The organism is Streptomyces sp. NPDC048275 (genome assembly GCF_040652275.1).
Taxonomy (GTDB): domain Bacteria; phylum Actinomycetota; class Actinomycetes; order Streptomycetales; family Streptomycetaceae; genus Streptomyces.
Genome location: NZ_JBEZLR010000146.1, coordinates 1 through 18,487, shown reverse-complemented (window position 1 = coordinate 18,487; position 18,487 = coordinate 1). Strand labels below are relative to the sequence as shown.

The following is an 18,487-nucleotide window of genomic DNA, read 5'->3' as shown; positions in this document are numbered from 1 at the left end:
ACGGTTTTGATCTAGACAGTCCAGATCATCGCAGGTGGGAGGCACCCTTCTTCCGCCGGAGCGTCAGGTCACGGCCTCAGCTGAACACATGAGGCTGGGCCTTGCGCCACACACGGGTGCCGTTGCGGTCGAACTGCAGGGCAACCACGCGGTCCACGGCGTCGCGCCGCCGCTCCTGGCTGACCCAGTAGTAATTCTGGGTGGTCTTGAGATCGGAGTGGTCCATCAGCTCCTTGAGGACGTCCGGGGCCACGCCGGCATCCGCGTGCCGCTGGGCGTAGCTGTGCCGGTAGGCGTAGGGGAAGATCCGGCTCTTGTCGAAGGGCAGCATCCGGGTGACCGCCTGCCCGTGTCAGCGGTCATGTGTAATTCACGTGACCGTCGACAACGCATGACCGAATCGGGCAGGTCCTTGCCCGCCTCGGTGTCCTCGGGCTCGTCCGGAGTGTCTTCCCGCTGGAGTCGGAAGTCAGTCGGCATGCCCGCCATCGGCTGTCCCGGATGCGTCAGTCCCAGGGTGCGGATGCGGGTCAGCACAAGCGCGACATTGCGTACGGCCTTGCTGCGCGTGTGAGCGGTGATCTTTCCGGTCTCGGTCAGGAACGCGAGCCGGTTGCAGAAGGCGACGATGTCCCGGCGATGCAGATCCGGCGGGTGGATCGGCGGACAGGTCAGCCAGCGGGACGGAGCCTTCCACTGTCGTCCTGCTGGCCGCGCCCCATCCGCACCTGTGCTCTGTGCGGCCATGACCGGCGTACGAAGACGGTCTGGCCGCTCGGGCCAATCTGCTCGGGCTGCTACCAGACCCGGCGTGCGACGCCGGCGCCCTGCTCCTCATGCGGGGCCCGGCGCATCATGATCGGCCGCGCAGCTGACGGCAGCGATCTGTGCGCCACCTGCTGCGGACGTGACGACCCCGGAGCCCGCTGCGACAGGTGCGATCAGCCCGGTGATCTCTTCGAGAGCGGCCGGTGTCCCCGCTGCGTCCTGGATGAACGGGTCCGTGATCTGCTCAGTAGGAAGGACGGCGCCGTCCCGGACCATCTGCAGGCCATGGCCGACGCCCTGAACAGCGCGGAGAACCCCTACCCGGTGCTGGGCTGGCTGCGCCGCAGCCCATCCGCCACGGCGCTCGCCCAGCTCGCCGCTCGCGCTGAGCCGCTCACCCACGAACTGCTCGACGCCCTCCCGCTGGGCACCACCACCCGGCACGTCCGCTCCCTGCTCGTCGTCGCAGGAGTCCTGCCCGAGCGCAACGAACACCTCGCCCGTCTGGAACGCTGGGTGACCAGCGAACTCCCCCGACTGCCCGGCCACCAGGCCACCATCGTGCGGCCCTTCGCCGAGTGGCACGTCGTCCGCGACGCCCGAGGCCGCTATACGCACGGCGCCGCCTCGGGCGACATCAAGGACGTGCAGGCCGCCATCAAGTTCCTGACCTGGCTCGACGAGCGCGAATTACAACTGGCCTCCCTGGATCAAGCGGACTTCGACCTCTGGCTCACCAGCCACCCCACCCAGCACGTCGTGATCGGCTCCTTCATCCGCTGGGCCGCAGCCCGCCGCCTGACCGGCCCACTCGAACTGCCCAGGCGAGGACGCTCGTTCGCCGTCAACTTCCAGACGGCCGATGAGTACGACCAGCAGCTGCGCCGTTGCCTCAACGACAGCGCGTTGCCCCGCGAGGTCCGCATCATCGGCGCTCTGGTCCGGCTCTACGCCCTGCCCGTCGCCAAGATCATCGAGATCACCACGGACCGGTTCCACCAGGACGACACCGGCTCGTACCTGACTATCGACCGCCACCCTGGACTGCTCCCACCCAGACTGGGTCAGCTCATCAAGAACCAGATCGATCAGCCACGCACCACCACCCGCATGCGCCGGGCCCTGGACGAAGCCTCCCCCTACCTGCTGCCAGGCAAGTTCCCCCATCGACCCCGCAACCCCCATGGAGTGGGCAACCTGCTCAGACAACACGGCCTGCCCGTCCTCAGTGCCAGGAACACGGCGATGATCGAGGCCGTCACTACGCTCCCGCCTATCGTCATCGCCGACCTGTTCGGCCTCAGCCCCTCCACGGCAGAGACATGGGCCAGATACGCCAACGACAGCTGGACCCACTACCTCGCAGCCCGAACGTGATGAACGGGCCAGAGGGAGCGGCGGTCGGGTGTACGCCGTCGCATCGGCGTCGGTCAGGCGGTGGCCTTCGACAGGGCCTCGAACTCGTCGTCGGTGAGCTCGATGGTCGCGCCGGCGATGTTGTCCTCGAGGTGCGGGACGCGGGAGGTGCCCGGGATCGGGAGCATCACGGGCGAACGCTTGAGCAGCCATGCGAGGGCCAGTTGTGCCGGCGACGCCTTGTGCTGCCTCGCCAGTTCGGACAGGGGGCTGCCCTCGCCGCTGAGTGCTCCGGTGGCGAGCGGGAACCACGGGATGAACCCGACTCCGTTCTGGGTCGCCCAGTCGAGCAGCTGCTCGGAGGAGCGGTCGGTGAGGTTGTAGAGGTTTTGCACCGAGACGATCGGCGCGATCGCCTGCGCTGCCTCGACCTCGGCCACGGTGACCTCGCTGAGGCCGATGTGGCGGATCTTGCCTTCGTCCTGGAGCTTCTTCAGTTCGCCGATCTGGTCTTCGAGCGGAGTGTCGGGGTCGATGCGGTGGAGCTGGAACAGGTCGATCCGTTCCACCCCGAGGCGGCGCAGGCTCAGCTCGGCCTGCTGGCGGAGGTACGCGGGTCGGCCGACGGGTGCCCAGAGGTCGGGGCCCTGGCGGGTGAGGCCGGCCTTCGTCGCGATGACGATGTCGTCGCCGTAGGGGTGCAGGGCCTCACGCAGCAGGTTCTCGGTGACGTCGGGGCCGTAGCTGTCGGCGGTGTCGAAGAAGTTCACGCCGAGCTCGACGGCGCGCTTGAGCACGCGGACGGCCTCGTGGCGGTCCTTCGGCTCCCCCCAGACGCCCTTGCCGGTCAGCTGCATCGTGCCGTAGCCGAGGCGGTTGATCTGAAGGTCGCCGCCGAGGCGGAAGGTGCCGGAAGCCTCTGCGGGGCGGGCGGTGTCGGTGGTGGTCATCTCGTGTCATCCCTCAAGGTGGTTGGTGACTGACGGCACCGGATGGTGCCGCGGGGTCCGACGGGACGGATGGTGTGTCAGTGCAGCAGGTCCGGCCGGAGGCGGATGGTCTGGGCAGGTCCCTCCTCGTCGTGGGCGTGCGCGCCGATGCGGACCCGGTAGCTGCCGCGCGCGACGCGGAATGCCCCGGCATGGACATCCCAGCGGGCCAGCAGGCGCGGTTCGAGGTGGAGCACCACGGTGAGGCTCTCGCCCGGTTCCAGATGGACCTTTTCGAAGGCGGCCAGCCGCGGTCGGAAATCGGCGGGGTCGCCGCTGGCGGGCATGCCGCGGCGTGACGATGCCGGTGACGACGTATCCGGCAAGGGCCAGGAGCAGGAGCCGTCGGCGTGGCCACCGCATTGTCGCGCTGATCAGCGGGATGGCGCCTGTGATGGATCCGATCGCGAACACGGTCACCGTCTGGCCGCGGCGGACGCCTCCGACACACCGAGGCCGCCGCTGATCGCAGGCCGAATCCCCGCCGGCATCGTTTCGAGCATGATCGTGACGAAGCCGCCGGCCGCGAGGGCGAGCAAGCCGGCGAGGGGAAGACGGCCCGACCGGAAGAAGGGCCCGGCCGGAGCCTCTGTGTGCTGTACTTGCGTCATAAACCCTACGGTGCATGGTTGACATAAGTGTCAAGGTCAAACCGGAAGCGGCAGACGGGGAGTGAGGACGGTCACATGCGTATCGGAGAGCTGGAGAAGCTGACGGATACACCGGCGCGATCGCTGCGGTACTACGAGGCCCAGGGGCTGATCGTTCCGCGGCGACTGTCCAACGGGTACCGCGAATACGACGACTACCTGGTCGACCGGGTGATCCAGATCCGTGGACTGATCGACAGCGGCATCCCCACCCGGATCATCAAGCAGATCCTGCCGTGCCTCGACAAGCCCCGCGAGATCGTGGTCGAGGATGCCGACCCGGAACTGCTGACACTCCTCGCCCGCGAGCGGGACCGGATGACGACCCGCATCGAATGCCTCGCCCGCAACCGGGACGCCATCGACGACTACATGAAAGCCGTCAGCGAAGCGACCGCGCAACACGGCACCACCAGCGCCGCGTAGATCCGAGCGGCCACCCACCCCGAGCACGGAACACCTTGCCCATGCCTGCGCGGGCCCGGCAGGAACTCTCCGCCGAATCCGGAGCGAAGGGCCGCTTCTACGGCTGGGCCGTCATCGACTTCAGCGCCACGCTACTCGGCAGCTGCTGGTACGACGCCACTGCAGCACCGGCGCACTGACCCGTTGCCCGTTGCTTTTCACCATCACTGGCGCTACCGGCCGGGCCAGCGAGTTGCTGGATCAAGATGGCCAGCGGAGGATTCTTCCAGGCGGCGACCCGGCACCCAGACCCGTTTCTGTGGGATGCGCAACCCCCGTTTGACCTTGCCATTGGTGTCAATGTTTTTCCATGGGTGACGCACGTACGACACGACCTCGCGGCATCTCCGCGATGGCCCTCCGAACGGAGTTCACATCATGGCCGGCACCAATCGACTCAGCGTCATCAGGCAATCGCCTTCCTACTGGCGGGTCGTCATCGACAACCCCCCGTTCAACCTCTTCGACCCGGAGATGTTCGCGGAACTGAACGTCCTGATGGACGAGATCGAGCACGACACCGATCTCAAGATCGTCGTGTTCGAGAGCGGAGACGACGACTTCTTCGTCAACCACCACGACCTTGAGCGCGGCCATGGGGCGGCGGACCAGCCGGGCGGCGCGTCGTTCGACCACTGGCCGACCTTCGTGACCCGACTCGCGCAGTCCTCCGTGATCAGCGTGGCAAAGGTGCGCGGCCGCGCCCGGGCGCAAGGGTTCGAGTTCGCCCTTGCCATGGACATGCGCTTCGCATCGAAGGAACGGGCGGTGTTCTCCTTGATTGAGGTCGCCGGCTCCTCCATCCCGGGCGGCGGCGGCGTCGAATGGCTCGCCGCCCTGATCGGACGCTCGAGGTCCCTCGAGGTCGTTCTCGGCGCGGACGACTTCGACGCGGACATCGCCGAACGCTACGGCTGGGTCAACCGATCCGTTCCCGACAACGAACTCGACGCGTTCGTCGACGCCTTCGCCGAGCGCGTGAGCCGTTTCGAGAAGCGCGCACTGGAAGTCGGCAAGAAGCTGGTCAACGCGCGCGCCGGCGTCCCCTCGGAAGGGGATCTCTGGATCTCGAACCATGTGCTCGCCGGGGTGGACGCCTGGCCCGAAGCACAGGCGATGATGCCGAAGCTGAACGCCGCCGGCTTCAGCAAGGACAAAGAATTCGAGTTGAACATGGCCGAGCGTCTTGGCAATCTCCCCTCCGAATGACCGGGACCTGGGCGACCGGGCGGAGTGCGCGGCAGCCCTGCTAGCGGTGGTTCGTCGGCCGCGGGTCGTCACGGCCCCGGGTAGCGGGTGCTTCGCCCGCTGCCCGTTGGCCGTGACGACCAAGCGCGGCCGCCTTCGCCGACCGGCTCACCAGCGACGGTTCGCGTTCCTCCACCGCCAGATGCAGGCCGACACCGGGCGCCCAGCCGGCTCCGCCCCATCTCTCCACGACCGCACCTGGGCCTGAAGAGCCTCGCCGGAATACCGCACACCCCAAACAATGCCTCTTCACCAGTAGGACGGGGTCGAGGCGGCCGAGTACGCCGTCTGGGTGACCGACCAGCAGCTGACACCCATCGAAGGAGTGGACCTGTCCGGCGTGCCGACCCGGCGTCTGCCCGGCTCTCCACCACAGCCGGCCCCCGGCTGGGTAGTACGTCCCGCCCCCGAGCGCCGGGGGCGGACGGTCGTGCACGACGCCGCATGCCGCCACGCCTCGGGCGGCGGAACGGAGCTGGGCACGCAGGAAGCCGTGGACGCTCTGATGCGAAACGGCGCTCGGGCCTGCACCGACTGTGACGCGGCGGCGGTACTGGTCCCGGCGCTCGAACTCGGCCAAGGGCACGGATTGCGCAGCGACGGTCGCTACCCTCTGCCTCCTATGGAGATCCCGGAGCCCGCCGGCCCGCCCTACCTCGATCCCGACCGAGGAGATCTGCAGCGACCGGTCTGCGGAATCTGCCCGGCCACCCGTTACCCACGAGAGCAGTTCGTCGTCTACAGCAGGCCCTCCTGGGCGTGTCCCTTCAACCCGGCGGACGGGCACCGCTACACCCTCGACGAGGGAGTTCCGGCCTGCGTGCACCCGGACAAAATCGATCTGGAGCCCGACAGGATCGCGCCGCCTCCGAAGCCACCGCTGGCCCAGGAGGAGGCACCGGCTCGCCGCCGGGGGTGGCGGCCTTCCTGGTGGGCTCGCCTCACGCGCCGGCAAGGCCGGTCATGAAGCGTCGGTCCGCCAGGAGGCGCCAAGATCGGCAAGGTGCCCGCGGAGTGCGCCGCGCTGCTCCTCCAGGTCCTGCGAGGCCGGCGACAGGAGATAGATATTGTCCCGGTAGGGGCGGAAGCCCAGGCGCTCCCACCCCTGGACGATCCTGGCGTTCACACGGTCCCATTCGGCCTTTTCCGTCAGACGCTGGCTGCTGAGGTCGGTGATGCCGGGCGAGCAGGCGACGGCCCGGCAGCCAGCCATGAGCCGGGTGATCGCCTCACACGCAAGTACGGCCGCCAGGCCGTGCCCGCGCCACGGGGGATCCAGTGTCACGCGATTCATGACAAGCAGCGCCGAGCCGACGTACTCCAGACGTTCGCTGACTTCGTCGGTGAAGGAGCCAGTGTCGGGATCGAGGAGGGCCTGGGCGGTCTCGTACAGCTCCTCGGACTCCTCCTCCATGGCCCAGAAGGCGTTGCGGCCTCGGTCGAGGTGCACCCGGTAGAACGTCATGGACCCGACGCGGGCGTCCTCGACTGTGCGGAGCGAGGCATCGCGGGCCGTGTCCCCGCTGGGGCCGACCAGTTCGTGCTCCGCAGCGCGGGTGCGTCGGCGGTGCAGGACGGCCACGTTCCAGCGCTCCAGCGTGTCGGCCTGCGGGGTGTCCCAGAGTTCGTCGTCATAGGAGATGCGCAGGTGCTTGTGGCCAGGGTTTGCGGTTGACCGTTGACCTGATCTATAGGAGCGAAGGTTGATACGGGCGGTGGGGGATGGCGGGGTGCGTTCGGACGCCGAACGGGCCTTCTTCGTTCGCGCGTGGGCGGGTCCCCCCGTCCCGTGGTGCTTCGTGAGGCAGCATCGCCCCGTACACAGAGGCATGGGAGGGGACGGAAGGGAGCAGGGATGCCGGATCGTTCGACGGCGCTGGTGCTCGGTTCGTCGCGGGGGATCGGTGCGGCGACGGCGCGGGCGCTGGGGGCGCAGGGGTATGGGGTGGTGCTGCACGGGCGGTCGGCGAGTGCGGCGCTGGCCGGGCTCGGGGGTGAGCTGGGGGTGCCGACGGTGGCGTTCGATCTGGCGGATGCGGCGGCGGCGCGGCGGGGCGTCGAGGATGTGGTGGCCGAGCACGGCCTGCCACAGGTGGTGGTGTACAGCGCGGGCGTGAACCGGGTGGTGCCGTTCGAGGACGCCTCGCGGGAGGACGTCGCGGAGGCGTTCGCCGTGAACGTGTGGGGTGCGGTGGGAGTGTTGCAGGACCTGCTGCCGAAGATGGTCGCCCAGGGCGGCGGGGCGGTGGTGCTGGTGTCGTCGATCCGCGGCGTGGACGGCCTGGCCAGTGATCGGACGGTGTTCTACTCGATGGCCAAGGCGGCACTGGGCAACCTGACGGCGTCGCTGGCCAAGCGCTTCGCGCCGACGGTGCGGGTCAACGCGGTCGCGCCGGGGTTCACCGCCACCGACATGGTTTCGACGTGGGACGAACGCACCTGGCGGCAGGCCCGGGGCAACCTGCTCGGCCGGCCCGCGGAGCCGGAGGAGATCGCCGGAGCGGTCGCGTTCCTCGCCTCGGACGCCGCGCGGCACATCACCGGCCAGACCCTGGTCGTGGACGGCGGGTACGGCCTGGCCGGAAAGTAGGCATGCGACGCGCCGGTGATTTCACTCGAAAGAGTGGCGTCCGTGTCGTCGCGCCCGCCCCGCCGCCCACGGAAAGCGCGAGGTCGTCAGGCCGGGGCGCAGCTCGGCGGGGCCACTGGGCCGATCGGAGCAAGCGCCGAGTCGGCCCGCACGGGCCGAACCTAGGCTCCTCGTGTGGCTCGGCGAACCGCCTTGCGACAGCCGCGAGGGAAGGCAGGTGGAAGACATGGACACCGGCCCGACGATCACCGTGTACCTGGGAGCCCGCCCCAACGCGCCCAAGGTCTGGACACTTCAGCAGGCGGTCGGCAAGATGCGCACCTCCGGGGCGACCTGGTCGTACGTGCACACCGGCCAGCACTTCGACCCACGCCTGGGGCGGAGGCTCTGCGACGAGCTCGCGCTGCAGGTGGACCGGTGGCTGCGCTGCGGCGACGCCGCCAGCGACGCCGAGCAGCTCGGCCGGCTCTGCGCCCTGGTGGAGCGCGACCTCGACGAGCACCCCGCGGAGGCGGTGGTGGTGGTCGGCGACGTGAACTCCACCGTCGCCGCCGCGCTGGTCGCCGCCCGCCGGGGCACCCCGGTGATCCACCTGGAGGCGGGCCTGCGCTCGCCCGACCGCACACCCGAGGAGGCGAACCGCCTCATCGTCACCGCGTGCACCGACCACCACCTGGCGACCACCGCCGAGGCCGTAGCCGCGCTGCACGGCGAGGGGGTGCCCGCCGAGTACGTCCACTTCGTCGGCAACCCCATGGCCGAGTGCCACCTCGCGCACCACGACCCCGACGCGGACGCGGCGGTCCTGGAACGCCTCGGCCTCACCCGCGGCGGGTACGTGCTCGCCACGCTGCACAAGCCGGCCGCGCTCAGCCACCCCAAGCCGGTGCTGGACGTGCTGCGCGACCTGGCCGCGCACGGACTGACACCCGTCCTCCCGCTGCACCCGCGGGCCGCCACACACCTGGTCGACCACGGCCTGCTCGACCGCGTGCTGGCCGAACGGGTGCTGCCGCCGCAGCCGTACCTGGCCTTCGGGGCGCTGCTGCGCAACTGCGCGTTCGTCGTGACCGACTCCGACGGCGTGCAGGAGGAGGCCGCCGCCGCCGAGGTCACCTGCCTGGCCACCGTGCCAGGCAGCGCCCGCGAAGTCACCCGCGCCTGCGGCAGCACCCACTTCGCCGACGCCTGGCTGCACCTGACGATCCGGCAGATCCTCGCGCTGGCCGCCGGCCGGCCCACAGGTCACCCCGAGCGCTGGGACTCCCGGGTCAGCGACCGCATCGCCACCGCCCTCGACGGCATCCTGCCCGCGCTGCCGAGCCGTGGCATCCACCCCCGCGCGGAGCGCCTGGGCAGCCGAACGCCGCGCGCCCCTTGGACGGAGAACTGAGCCATGAGCAGACTCCTGCGGGTGCCCTTCACCGGAGCCGATCGCGAATTCGACGACATCGGCCGGGAAATGATGGCAGCCATCGAGAAAGTGTTCCGCTCCGGGCAGGTGATGAACGGAGAATCCGTGCCACTCCTGGAGCAGTCACTCGCGGATCTCGCCGGCCGCAGCTACGCGCGCGTGGTGAATTCGGGAACCGACGCCGTGTACTTCGCCCTCGCGGCGGCCGGAATCGGCGAGGGCGACGAGGTACTGGTCGGCGACATCTCCTTCGTCGCGACGCTCCACGCGATCGTCCGCACCGGCGCGACACCGGTGTTCATCGACGTGACCGACGACGGCACCATCGACCTCGACCTGGCCGCCGAGGCCGTCGGGCCGCTGACCAAAGCGCTGGTGATGGTGCAGCTGTACGGACGGATGGCCGCGCCTGGTCCGGTGGAGGAGTTCGCGCGGGCACACGGCCTGGTGCTGGTCGAGGACGCGGCGCAGTCGCTCGGCGCCGAGGTGTCGGGGCGGCGCAGCGGCACGGTGGGGGTGGCCAGTTGCCACAGCTTTGACGCCATGAAGGTCATTCCTGCCCCGGGGACTGGAGGGGTGGTGCTCACCGACGATCCGGCGCTGGCCGAGAGCGTCGAGCAGCTCAGGTGGTGGGGATTCTCGCACGGCGGCGCCGTGGTGCGCCTGGGCCACAACTCGCAGATGTCCTCGCTGACCGCCGCCGTCCTTGCCGTGAAACTCGAACAGGAGGAGCGGTGGCTCAAGCAGCGCCGTGCGACCGCCTCGACCTACACGGCAGGGTTCGGCGGATCCCGGTGCATCCTGCCCGAGCACGGCTGTTTCCGCGAGAACGTCTTCCACAAGTACGTGCTGCGCACTCCCCGCCGGGACGCGGTGGCTGCCGCCCTCAAGGCGGCCGGTGTGGAGACACTCGTGCACTACCCGTACGTGCTCCACGAACTGCCGTTCCTGGAGCGTCACCCGCACCGGGTGCTCACCCGCGGCCGGGCGAAGAGGCACGCCGGTGAAGTGATCTCACTGCCGATCCACCCCTATCTCACCGATGAAGAGATCGACCATGTCGTGACGAGCACCCGCGAAGCGCTCGCGGCGGCCGACTGAGGAACAGGCGGAGGAGATCATGACGGAAATGGAGACCGACGGGCGCGTCGTCTACCAATTCGAGTACGAGAATCCCGTTCGCTGCGCGTTCATCGGGGCGGGCGGGCACTCGTACCGGAACATCTACCCGTCGTTCCAGTACGCCCCGGTCGATCTGCGGGCCATCTGCGACCTCGACGGCGACCGGGCGGCCAAGTACGCGCGGATCTTCGGCGCCGCGCACACCTACACCGACCACCGGGAGATGCTGCGACGGGAACAGCCGACGGCGGTGTTCATCGTCACGGCGTACGACCCGGACGGGCGGCTCCAGGCGGTCGATCTGGCACTTGACTGCCTGGCGGCCGGGGCGCACGTCTGGATGGAGAAGCCTACCGCGACGTCCAGCGCGGAGGTGGCGACGCTCCAGGAGGCGGCGCGGAAGGCCGGGCGCATCGTGGTGACCGGAATGAAGACGGTGTTCTCGCCGGTGATGTCCCGGGTGAAGGAGATCGTCTCGGCGCCGGAGTTCAGCGGGCCGTCGTCGATCTCCGTCCGCTATCCGCTGTCGATGCCGGCGTTCGAGCGGCGCACCAGCCTGGTGGAGATGAACTGGTTCCTGGACTGCATCTTTCATCCAGCCGCGGTGCTGCTCCACCTGATGGGGCCGCTCGACCGGATCAGCCACGAGTGGGAGGAGCGCACCGGCTCCAGCGTCACCGTGATGCGGTTCGAGTCGGGCGCGATCGGAACGATGCATCTGGCGGCGGGCGAGTCGCCCAGCAGCCCGTCCAGTCGGGTGGAGGTGATCGGCGACAACGCCAACGTGGTGGTGGAGAACGGGACTTCGGTCACCTACTACCGGCCGACGCCGCCCCGCGCGTACGGCCGCACCGGGTCGTTCCTGGTGCCGACGGAGAGTGCGCCGCTGCACTGGGAGCCCGAGCACTCGTACGGGCAGCTGTACAACAAAAACCTCTTCTACCTGGGCTACGTCGACGAGATCAGGTACTTCTGCGACTGCGTGCTGAACGGCGCGTCGCCCGAACTCGGCTCGCTCGACCAGGCGTTCCACATCCTGCAGCTGTTCGAGGCATACCGCCGCGCGGAGCCGGGGACGTGGACGACCGTCAAGGTGTAGCGCCGAAGCCCCCGAGGGCCAGGGCGGCCTTGGCGTGCAGGGCGGAGGCGAGCGGGAAGGCGCCGTCGGCTTCGAGTCAGCGGTGCATGGTGCCGATGTAGATGTCGAAGAGCAGGCGGCCAGCGCGAGTCCAGGTCCGGGTCGAGCTAGCCGCCTGGCATACCCGGCCGTGGCCCGGAACCGTGGAGTGGCCGAAGCTGCCTGCCGTGGCTTCGGCCACCTCAGAATGTGCGCCGCTACTGCTCGGGCCCGGCCAGGTTCTGCGGGTCGAGCCTGGCGAAGTCGACATCCAGGTACGGCTCGTACGCCTCCGGGGCCAGGTCGAGCTCGTGGGTGGAGTACTCGCCGAACCGCATGATCTTCTCGGTCAGGTAGGGCGAGACCTCCGCCAGGTCCTCGGGCTCGACCTTCTAGCCCTCGGCCTGCAGCTCGCGCACCGCCTGGGCGATGTCCAGGGTGTTGTGGAAGATCAGGCAGTTGCTGAGCAGGGCGTTGAACTTGACCGCTTTCTCCTGCTCGACGGGGTCGTTGTCGGTGATGACGCCCCGGTTACCGAAGCGCACCCACTCGGAGAAGCCGTTGCACGCCTCGGCCTTGTTGGTCGCGGCCGTCACCCGTCGGCGCATCTGCGGGTCCGTCAGGTAGCGCAGCAGCTGGATGATGCGGATCACCCGGCCCACGCGTAGTGGGCGTTCTTGCGCGCCCCGGAGCGTAGGCGCCGCAGCAGCAGGACGGAGGAGACGTGAGGCCGGTCTCGGTCAGGAAGCCGCCGAGGACGCTGTGCCGGTATTGCAGCGCCTTGAGTCGTCGGCGCAGCAGCGTCTCCCGTTCGGTCTGGGTGCGGGCGGCCAGGTTGGCCAGGCTCCGCACTGAAAGTGAACGAAGCCAACCGCTTCAGCTGCGTGGTGATCGTCTGGAGGGGACGGGAGGCAGGCGTGTGATGCCCGTTACGGCTTCGAGTTCCTCTCTCAGCTTCTGGTTCTCCAGGGTGATCCGCTGGATGTGGCAGGCCGCGAGTTCGAGGGTCTCGGTCAACTCGCGGTTATGTCGTTTGAGCTTAGCGTTCCGGGCGACGAGCTTGTCGTAGCGAGTCGCTCTGTCTGGCTCTGCGGGCAGCTTTCGCGCAGATCGGAGGTCGCCGATTTCCTGTGCGATGTCGGGGAAGTGGCGGCGGAATGTCGTGTTGCTCATGCCGAACTGCCTGGCCAGGGCCAGGACGCTCGGGCGGGTGCCGTGGTCGTCTGCTCGCTGACGGAGTTCTTCCAGTGCTGCTCGGACCCTCGGCTCGGACGGGGCATCGACGCTGCGGGTCATACGGTCTCCGGGGGGCTGGTATTGCGGCGGAGGAATGTCTCGATCTCGGCTCGTCTTGACGCGAGCCGGCGCTGCATGAGGGGCGGCAGCGGGGGCCGTGCGCCCAAGCGCCGGTCAATGCGGTCGAGTTCCAACCGCCAGGCTTCGGTGTTGCTGCTGGTCAGCGCGACGTTTCGGCAGGCGAGAGGCTGACAGTCGCCGTGATCGGGCAGCCCTTCGAAGCGGCCTCTGCGGGCGCGTTCGCAGAGTGCCTTGCTGTGGTCGTGGACGCAGGTGATGTAGGTGCCGGGATAGACGGCGGGGTCTGCCTGTTTCATGATCCTCTTCAGGCGTCGTTCGTCGGCGACGACGGTTCCCTGGAAGCGGGTCCGGCGGCCGAACCCTTCGAGCCGGTGGGCAGCCTCGCCGGCGGCCGGGCCTGTCAGTTCGGTGTGCTCGTGGGCGTCGACCATGGCGAGGTAGTGCTCACCCCGGGCGAGAGCTTGTTCGCTCTCGACTTCCGCGCGGAATCCGGAGTCGCTGGTGCCGGCGTAGCCCTCGAAGATCTGGATGCCGTGATGTCGATGGTGATCATGGCGTGGGCGCCACGGACGCGGTGGCGGGAGCCGTAGCCGTGGGGGAGCCTGGTGAACAGCAGGTCGGTGCTGGGCGGCTGGAGCGCTTCTATGACCGCGATCGCTCGTGCGACGGGTTCGCCGACGATCCAAGTCGCTGACACACCCTTCGGATCGTCCTCACCTTTGAAGGCGATCCCGTCGACCTTCCAGCGGTAGGGGCGTCCGTCGGAATCACGCTCAATACGCAGGCATCCGCGTCGGAGCTCTTTGACCTCGGAGTCCCGCATGCCGCTCAAGTACGCAACCACGGAATAGGCTGCAGCTTGGAGGTGCCGGGCGAGAACGGCCAAACTGTTGGGTTGCTCGGGGTCGGTGACGATGTCATTGATCCACGGCCGCCCATCGAGCAAGCCGCTGAGCGAGACGTCGAAGGCAGCGCTCTGGCTCACACCGACCTTGGCTGCGGCCTGCTCGATCAGCATCTGGTGGGCGGGACGGTCCAGAGACCTTCGGCTGCATCCGATCTGCTGGGCGAGAACCTTCCGGTTGGGGGCGTTCCGCCAGCCCGGCAGCGGCCGACCCTCGCGGACGTACTCCTCCAGATGGTCAGAGATCGCCTGCTTCAGGGTGCCGGTGGACTTGTGGAACTTGCGGACCGGAAGCCGCTGGTAGACCCCGGTAAACCGGGTCTTCCTCCACTGCTGGTCGGCCGCAATGATGTCTGGGGCAAAGACATCGATGAACCGTAGGGCCCAGACAATCAGCGGGCCCAGGACCTCTTCAGGGATGCGGCTTGTGCGGTTCTCGCTCCGCCTCCGGCCGCGGGATGCGTGTTCGCTCCACCCGTCGATGTGTGCTGGGTCGAAGGATAGGTAGTCGTCGAGGTTGTGCCGCCAGCGCCAGAACAATCTGACCTTCGCCCGGCAGCGATCTCGCTGCGCTGGCGAACCTCCGAACAGATCGGCAAGGTGTCGCTGGTAGGCGAGGAGATCGGCTCCGGTGAGGGTCGACAACCGTCGACATCGAGACTCGCGACGGCCTTCCAACCAGGTGAGGAAACGAACGAGTTCGGTGAACACGGCGCGTACTCCTTCGACCTTGCAACGCCTTTCTCCCGGGAGAAGAGGGCCGGACAGCAGGGCGTAAGCCAGCTGCTTGGCGACCGCCCGGAAGCCAGTGGGGACGCGCTCAAAGTTCAGGATCAAGTTGCGGACATTGCTCTTGTGGATCGCGGGCCCCAACTGCCAGACGTCGTCGCCGAACTGCGAGGTCTCTTCGAGGGCAAGGCCGTCCCGCAAGGGGCGGCCGTGAAGGACGAAATCATGGTTGCCGGGAGACTCGACACTGCGGGCAAGGGCGGACACGGTCACATCTGCTCCCAGGGCTCCTCGACCAGGTCCAACAGTGCGTCGGTCGGCTTGGTCCGTTCAGCGTGCTCGAGTTCCGCAGGGCTGAACTTAGCCAGGATGTCGTGGCGGATCGCAGCCCAGGCCGGCCCGTAGCGGCGCCACCAGTCGCTCTCACTCATCGTCAGCCGGCGCTCGGCCAGAGCCTCCATAAGCCCCAGCAGCCGAGGAAGATGATCACGGGTGACCAGGCAGTTCCCGCAGTGGAAACAGGCGAGGAAGGACGCCTCGCAGCTCTTCCCGGTCGCCAGGTTGACGTGGTCGCCGCATGCGGTCCAGGCCGTGTCGAGTTCACCATCGGCGGCCCGCCGTGCCGATTCAGGGTCCAATCCCGCCCCGCGTTGCAACGCTTTCGCGTCTGCTGGCCCAGACACCACCTGTAAGGAGCCGCCCGCAGCGTTGAGTACCTGTTCGTGCGCGCGAAGAGCGGCCTGCTCGGCATCGACGAGGGCCTCACCGAGTACCTGGTTGGCCCACTCGACGATGACGGGATCGCCGCCCAGGTAGTTGCGGAAGAGGACCTGCATGGTGTTGGATTTCGCGGCCGATGGCAGATGTCCACCCAGTCGGCGTGTGCGGCGGACCTCAATGCTGGTTTTGATCCGGTTGAAGTTCACCTGCAGCGGCTCGGCCTCGCCGCCTGCGCCGGTATCGGCCAGCAAGGGCCGCTGCCGGTCCCCGGCCCATATCGAGAGCTTCACCTCGCCGCCCCCGAGGTTGTCCGCGAAGGGCGGGTAGTGCTCGTCTTCGGTGCTGTCGAGCTCCAGGGTGTTGCGCCAGACGCAGAAGAGCCGGTCCGAGCCGCAGAACGCCCGGCTGCGTGCTGTCATTTCATGGATCAGCAGGTAGAGACCGCCGGGCGTGTGCAGGGCCCGGTGCGCAGGGCCGATCTCCCAGGTGACCGTCTCGAACCATCGTCGCGGGCCGCGGCGCCGCTTGATCAAGGTGAGCTCGACGGCCCGACCATCCAGGATCTTGTGCTCTGCGGGCAGTTCCTTGACAGTTTCTCCATTGCGTTCGGCCAGAGCGCACATCAGCACCATCAACGGCGGCAGGTCCCGCGCGTGCAGAAACAAGTGCCGAGCCAGTTCGATCCGTCGCGTCTGGTGGTGGTGAACACCCTCACGCTTCAGCCGCGGAACCCGTCCGCTGCAGGCCATGCCGGCCAGCAGGGCCGCCTCCCCCTGTAGCGGAGTCGTTGGTGTGCCGACATACGAGTTCCTCTCCCGCCCTGATCCGGACGCGGATCTGGGCCACGTCGGCGCGGGCCGCTGCCAGCAGCCGCGCCCGTGGGGGCGGCGGGCGGGAGGCCCGAAGCCTCCTCGCCGGGTTGGGCAAACGGGGCCAACTCGCCGGGACGTACATCCAGGACGATGGTGTCCCGCCGAGTGGTGTAACAGCGATCTACGCATAGCCCCTGGTCATGGGGCGGCCATCGCGCAACTCTCCGAGTAGTGAAGCTCGTTGAAGCGAGAGGTGACGCGATGGCCTTGTCCCAGCATGACTTACTCCGCCTGATGGAGTCACTGCGTACGGCGGACGGAATCGAGTTGATCAGGGTTGTGGCCCAGAGGATCCTGCAGGAACTCGTCGAGGCCGAGGCCACAGCCCACATCGGCGCCGAGCACGGTGAGCACACGGAGACCCGCACGACGATGCGCAACGGGCACCGGGAGAAGGTACTGACCACGCAGGCCGGGGACCTGGACCTGGCGATCCCCAAGGTCCGCACCGGGGCCTTCTTCCCCAGTCTGCTGGAGCGCCGGCGCCGTATCGATCAGGCCCTCTACGCGGTCATCATGGAGGCGTACGTGCAGGGCGTGTCCACCCGCAGCGTGGATGACCTGGTCAAGGCCCTGGGCGGCGACACCGGGATCTCCAAGAGTGAAGTCTCCAGGATCTGCGGCGATCTCGACACGGAGCTGGTCGTGTTCCGCACCCGGCCCCTGGACCACACCCGCTTCCCCTACATCTACCTCGACGCGACGTACTGCAAGGCCCGGGTGAACCATCAGATCGTCTCCCAGGCCGTGGTCATCGCCACCGGCATCACCGAGGACGGCGGACGCGAGGTCCTCGGCCTGATGGTCGGCGACAGCGAGACCGAGGTGTTCTGGAGCGAGTTTCTGCGCTCGCTGCGCGAGCGGGGCCTGACCGGGGTCCGCCTGGTCATCGCCGACCACCACTCCGGCCTGGTCAAGGCCGTCCGCAAGGTGATGCTCGGCGCCGCCTGGCAGCGTTGTCGCGTTCATTGGGCCCGTTAAGAATCAACTCAGCGCATTTGTCGTCGAGATGGAGGTGAGCAGGGATTCGGCGGTGCGGTGTTGGAACGGGGCCGGTGGCAGGTGGAACCTCTCCGCTTCGAGGAGGGGACGGACGTCGCGGAAGGCGTTGCCGATGGTGCTCCGGTTCACTTGGAACAACTCGGCCAGTACTTCGCCGGTGCAGACGCGACGGTGGAACAGGACGGTTGCCAGGACACGTTCCGGATCGGTGATCTTCTGGGCGAACACACCGCCGCGGGTGCCCGGTTGCCGCGGTCTGCCGCGCTGGGTGTGACGGCGCCCCTCGACGAGGGCGGCCTGACGGGGTGCGAGGCGTTCGATGAGTTCCTGCAGGTCCGTGCGGCTCATCCCGGTCAAGGCCGGATCGCAGAGCTCTTCGGGCAGAGACGCACGGCTTCGGGCGGGAAGGGCTCCGGTGTTGAGGAACCCGATCAGCTGGTCCGGCTCGGTGAACAGCAGTGTTGTCGGTTCCGCCTTGACCTTGTGGCCGTCCAGGAGGCGACGGGTCTCGGTGATCACCGGGCTGATGACCCGGTCGGTGACCTCCAGCATCTCTGCCAAGACGCGTTGGGGACAGACCTGACGCAGGTAGAGGAGGGTCAGCAGGATGCGGTCGCGGCCGGTGAAGAGGGGCTTGCCGTGGTCGGCGGCCGCCTTGCGACGCGGTCCGCCCCGCTGCTGGAAGCAACGCCGCTCGCGCTCCGCCTCCTGGGCGGCGGCGAGCCGAGCCGTCACGTCGTCGAGTTCGGTTGCGCTCATCCCGGTCAGGCGGGGGTCGTCCAGTAGGTCCAGGACTGTTCTGCGTCCCGGCACCGTTGCGGCCGGCCCGCTTCGCGGCGGTGGCGGCTCCGCGGTGGTCAGGGGCGCGGGGTGGAGCGTGTAGTTCCAGCTGCCGCGAGCCTTGTGGGGTTCCAGGGGTAGGGCTTTCATACGGGCCTTGCTGATGGCGACGCCGAGCGGGTAGGAGCGGGTGTCGAGCTCGGCCTGGACGCGCAGCCCGCTGCGGGTGGTGGTGGAGGCGATCGCGTTCACGATGACTTCGTGGCTGGTCAGCGGCCTTCCACGCCAGTTCATGGTGACGTGGGAGAAGAGTCGGTGCTCGATCTTGTTCCACTTCGAGGTGCCCGGCCAATGCCGTTGCTTGAGGTTGTCAAGCAGTTCGTGACGCCGGGGCGGCGTAGTCGTTGGGCCGGGCATGCATCCTTGGGTGGGGTTGTCTGATCA

19 protein-coding genes and 2 pseudogenes are annotated in these 18,487 nt (G+C 68.3%); 10 read left to right on the top strand and 11 right to left on the bottom strand.

From position 1 onward, the window contains the following. Positions 1-76 precede the first annotated feature (76 nt). Entirely contained in the window at positions 77-331 is a 255-nt protein-coding gene (locus AB0D57_RS44395) for a tyrosine-type recombinase/integrase (protein ID WP_362087880.1), read from the bottom strand. Positions 332-1,053: 722 nt separating this feature from the next. Between AB0D57_RS44395 and AB0D57_RS44390 the strand changes: the two genes are divergently transcribed. Further along, positions 1,054-2,145, top strand: coding sequence for a hypothetical protein (locus AB0D57_RS44390; RefSeq protein WP_362087877.1), 1,092 nt, complete (start codon positions 1,054-1,056; stop codon positions 2,143-2,145). A gap of 53 nt (positions 2,146-2,198) precedes the next feature. On the opposite strand, the gene AB0D57_RS44385 is transcribed toward AB0D57_RS44390, so the two are convergent. The 3 genes from AB0D57_RS44385 to AB0D57_RS44375 form a co-directional block, all read right to left on the bottom strand. Continuing rightward, positions 2,199-3,074 (bottom strand): aldo/keto reductase, encoded by an 876-nt coding sequence (locus AB0D57_RS44385; RefSeq protein ID WP_362087874.1) that lies wholly within the window; start codon positions 3,072-3,074, stop codon positions 2,199-2,201. A gap of 77 nt (positions 3,075-3,151) precedes the next feature. After that, a complete protein-coding gene (locus AB0D57_RS44380; protein ID WP_362087871.1) occupies positions 3,152-3,400 on the bottom strand; it encodes a fibronectin type III-like domain-contianing protein in 249 nt (82 codons plus the stop codon). Between the two features lie 129 nt (positions 3,401-3,529). After that, positions 3,530-3,724 (bottom strand): hypothetical protein, encoded by a 195-nt coding sequence (locus AB0D57_RS44375; RefSeq protein ID WP_362087868.1) that lies wholly within the window; start codon positions 3,722-3,724, stop codon positions 3,530-3,532. Between the two features lie 75 nt (positions 3,725-3,799). On the opposite strand from AB0D57_RS44375, the gene AB0D57_RS44370 reads away from it, so the two are divergent. From AB0D57_RS44370 to AB0D57_RS44355, 4 genes are all read left to right on the top strand, one after another. Further along, entirely contained in the window at positions 3,800-4,189 is a 390-nt protein-coding gene (locus AB0D57_RS44370; protein ID WP_362087865.1) for a MerR family transcriptional regulator, read from the top strand. Positions 4,190-4,230: 41 nt separating this feature from the next. Next, complete coding sequence (locus AB0D57_RS44365) at positions 4,231-4,368, top strand: hypothetical protein (RefSeq protein WP_362087862.1); 138 nt, start codon at positions 4,231-4,233, stop codon at positions 4,366-4,368. A 238-nt stretch (positions 4,369-4,606) separates the two neighbouring features. Then, positions 4,607-5,437 (top strand): enoyl-CoA hydratase/isomerase family protein, encoded by an 831-nt coding sequence (locus tag AB0D57_RS44360; RefSeq protein WP_362087858.1) that lies wholly within the window; start codon positions 4,607-4,609, stop codon positions 5,435-5,437. A 331-nt stretch (positions 5,438-5,768) separates the two neighbouring features. Continuing rightward, positions 5,769-6,443 carry a DUF6233 domain-containing protein gene (locus tag AB0D57_RS44355; protein WP_362087855.1) on the top strand — a complete coding sequence of 225 codons (675 nt, stop codon included), beginning with the start codon at positions 5,769-5,771 and terminating at the stop codon, positions 6,441-6,443. On the opposite strand, the gene AB0D57_RS44350 is transcribed toward AB0D57_RS44355, so the two are convergent. Continuing rightward, positions 6,438-7,058 (bottom strand): hypothetical protein, encoded by a 621-nt coding sequence (locus AB0D57_RS44350; RefSeq protein WP_362087852.1) that lies wholly within the window; start codon positions 7,056-7,058, stop codon positions 6,438-6,440. The genes AB0D57_RS44355 and AB0D57_RS44350 overlap by 6 nt on opposite strands. Before the next feature lie 273 nt (positions 7,059-7,331). Between AB0D57_RS44350 and AB0D57_RS44345 the strand changes: the two genes are divergently transcribed. The 4 genes from AB0D57_RS44345 (at position 7,332) to AB0D57_RS44330 (ending at position 11,701) form a co-directional block, all read left to right on the top strand. Then, complete coding sequence (locus tag AB0D57_RS44345) at positions 7,332-8,066, top strand: SDR family oxidoreductase (protein ID WP_362087849.1); 735 nt, start codon at positions 7,332-7,334, stop codon at positions 8,064-8,066. A gap of 226 nt (positions 8,067-8,292) precedes the next feature. After that, positions 8,293-9,459 carry a UDP-N-acetylglucosamine 2-epimerase gene (locus AB0D57_RS44340; protein WP_362087846.1) on the top strand — a complete coding sequence of 389 codons (1,167 nt, stop codon included), beginning with the start codon at positions 8,293-8,295 and terminating at the stop codon, positions 9,457-9,459. 3 nt (positions 9,460-9,462) lie between these two features. Further along, positions 9,463-10,581, top strand: coding sequence for a DegT/DnrJ/EryC1/StrS family aminotransferase (locus tag AB0D57_RS44335; protein ID WP_362087843.1), 1,119 nt, complete (start codon positions 9,463-9,465; stop codon positions 10,579-10,581). Positions 10,582-10,600: 19 nt separating this feature from the next. Continuing rightward, positions 10,601-11,701 carry a Gfo/Idh/MocA family oxidoreductase gene (locus AB0D57_RS44330; protein ID WP_362087840.1) on the top strand — a complete coding sequence of 367 codons (1,101 nt, stop codon included), beginning with the start codon at positions 10,601-10,603 and terminating at the stop codon, positions 11,699-11,701. Positions 11,702-12,111: 410 nt separating this feature from the next. Here the strand turns inward: AB0D57_RS44330 and AB0D57_RS44325 are convergent, their stop codons facing one another. The 5 genes from AB0D57_RS44325 to AB0D57_RS44305 all read right to left on the bottom strand — a co-directional run bounded on the left by AB0D57_RS44325 (position 12,112) and on the right by AB0D57_RS44305 (position 16,138). Then, complete coding sequence (locus AB0D57_RS44325) at positions 12,112-12,372, bottom strand: Tn3 family transposase (RefSeq protein ID WP_362087837.1); 261 nt, start codon at positions 12,370-12,372, stop codon at positions 12,112-12,114. Positions 12,373-12,595: 223 nt separating this feature from the next. Continuing rightward, positions 12,596-13,015, bottom strand: coding sequence for a hypothetical protein (locus tag AB0D57_RS44320; protein WP_362087834.1), 420 nt, complete (start codon positions 13,013-13,015; stop codon positions 12,596-12,598). Continuing rightward, the gene (locus AB0D57_RS44315) at positions 13,012-13,467 is read right to left on the bottom strand and encodes a hypothetical protein (RefSeq protein WP_362087831.1); all 456 of its coding nucleotides are present in this window, start codon (positions 13,465-13,467) and stop codon (positions 13,012-13,014) included. Before AB0D57_RS44315 ends, AB0D57_RS44320 begins: the two co-directional genes overlap by 4 nt. Next, entirely contained in the window at positions 13,437-14,942 is a 1,506-nt protein-coding gene (locus AB0D57_RS44310) for a hypothetical protein (RefSeq protein WP_362087828.1), read from the bottom strand. The genes AB0D57_RS44315 and AB0D57_RS44310 overlap by 31 nt, the downstream gene beginning before the upstream one ends. Next, positions 14,939-16,138: a hypothetical protein gene (locus AB0D57_RS44305; protein ID WP_362087825.1), complete on the bottom strand. Its 1,200-nt coding sequence runs from the start codon at positions 16,136-16,138 to the stop codon at positions 14,939-14,941. The genes AB0D57_RS44310 and AB0D57_RS44305 overlap by 4 nt, the downstream gene beginning before the upstream one ends. A gap of 357 nt (positions 16,139-16,495) precedes the next feature. On the opposite strand from AB0D57_RS44305, the pseudogene AB0D57_RS44300 reads away from it, so the two are divergent. After that, positions 16,496-17,239 (top strand): annotated as a pseudogene (locus tag AB0D57_RS44300) (IS256 family transposase); the annotation flags it as partial. Positions 17,240-18,124: 885 nt separating this feature from the next. Here AB0D57_RS44300 and AB0D57_RS44295 read toward each other — a convergent pair. Continuing rightward, a pseudogene (locus tag AB0D57_RS44295) lies at positions 18,125-18,391 on the bottom strand (ISAzo13 family transposase); the annotation flags it as partial. Positions 18,392-18,487: the final 96 nt, after the last annotated feature.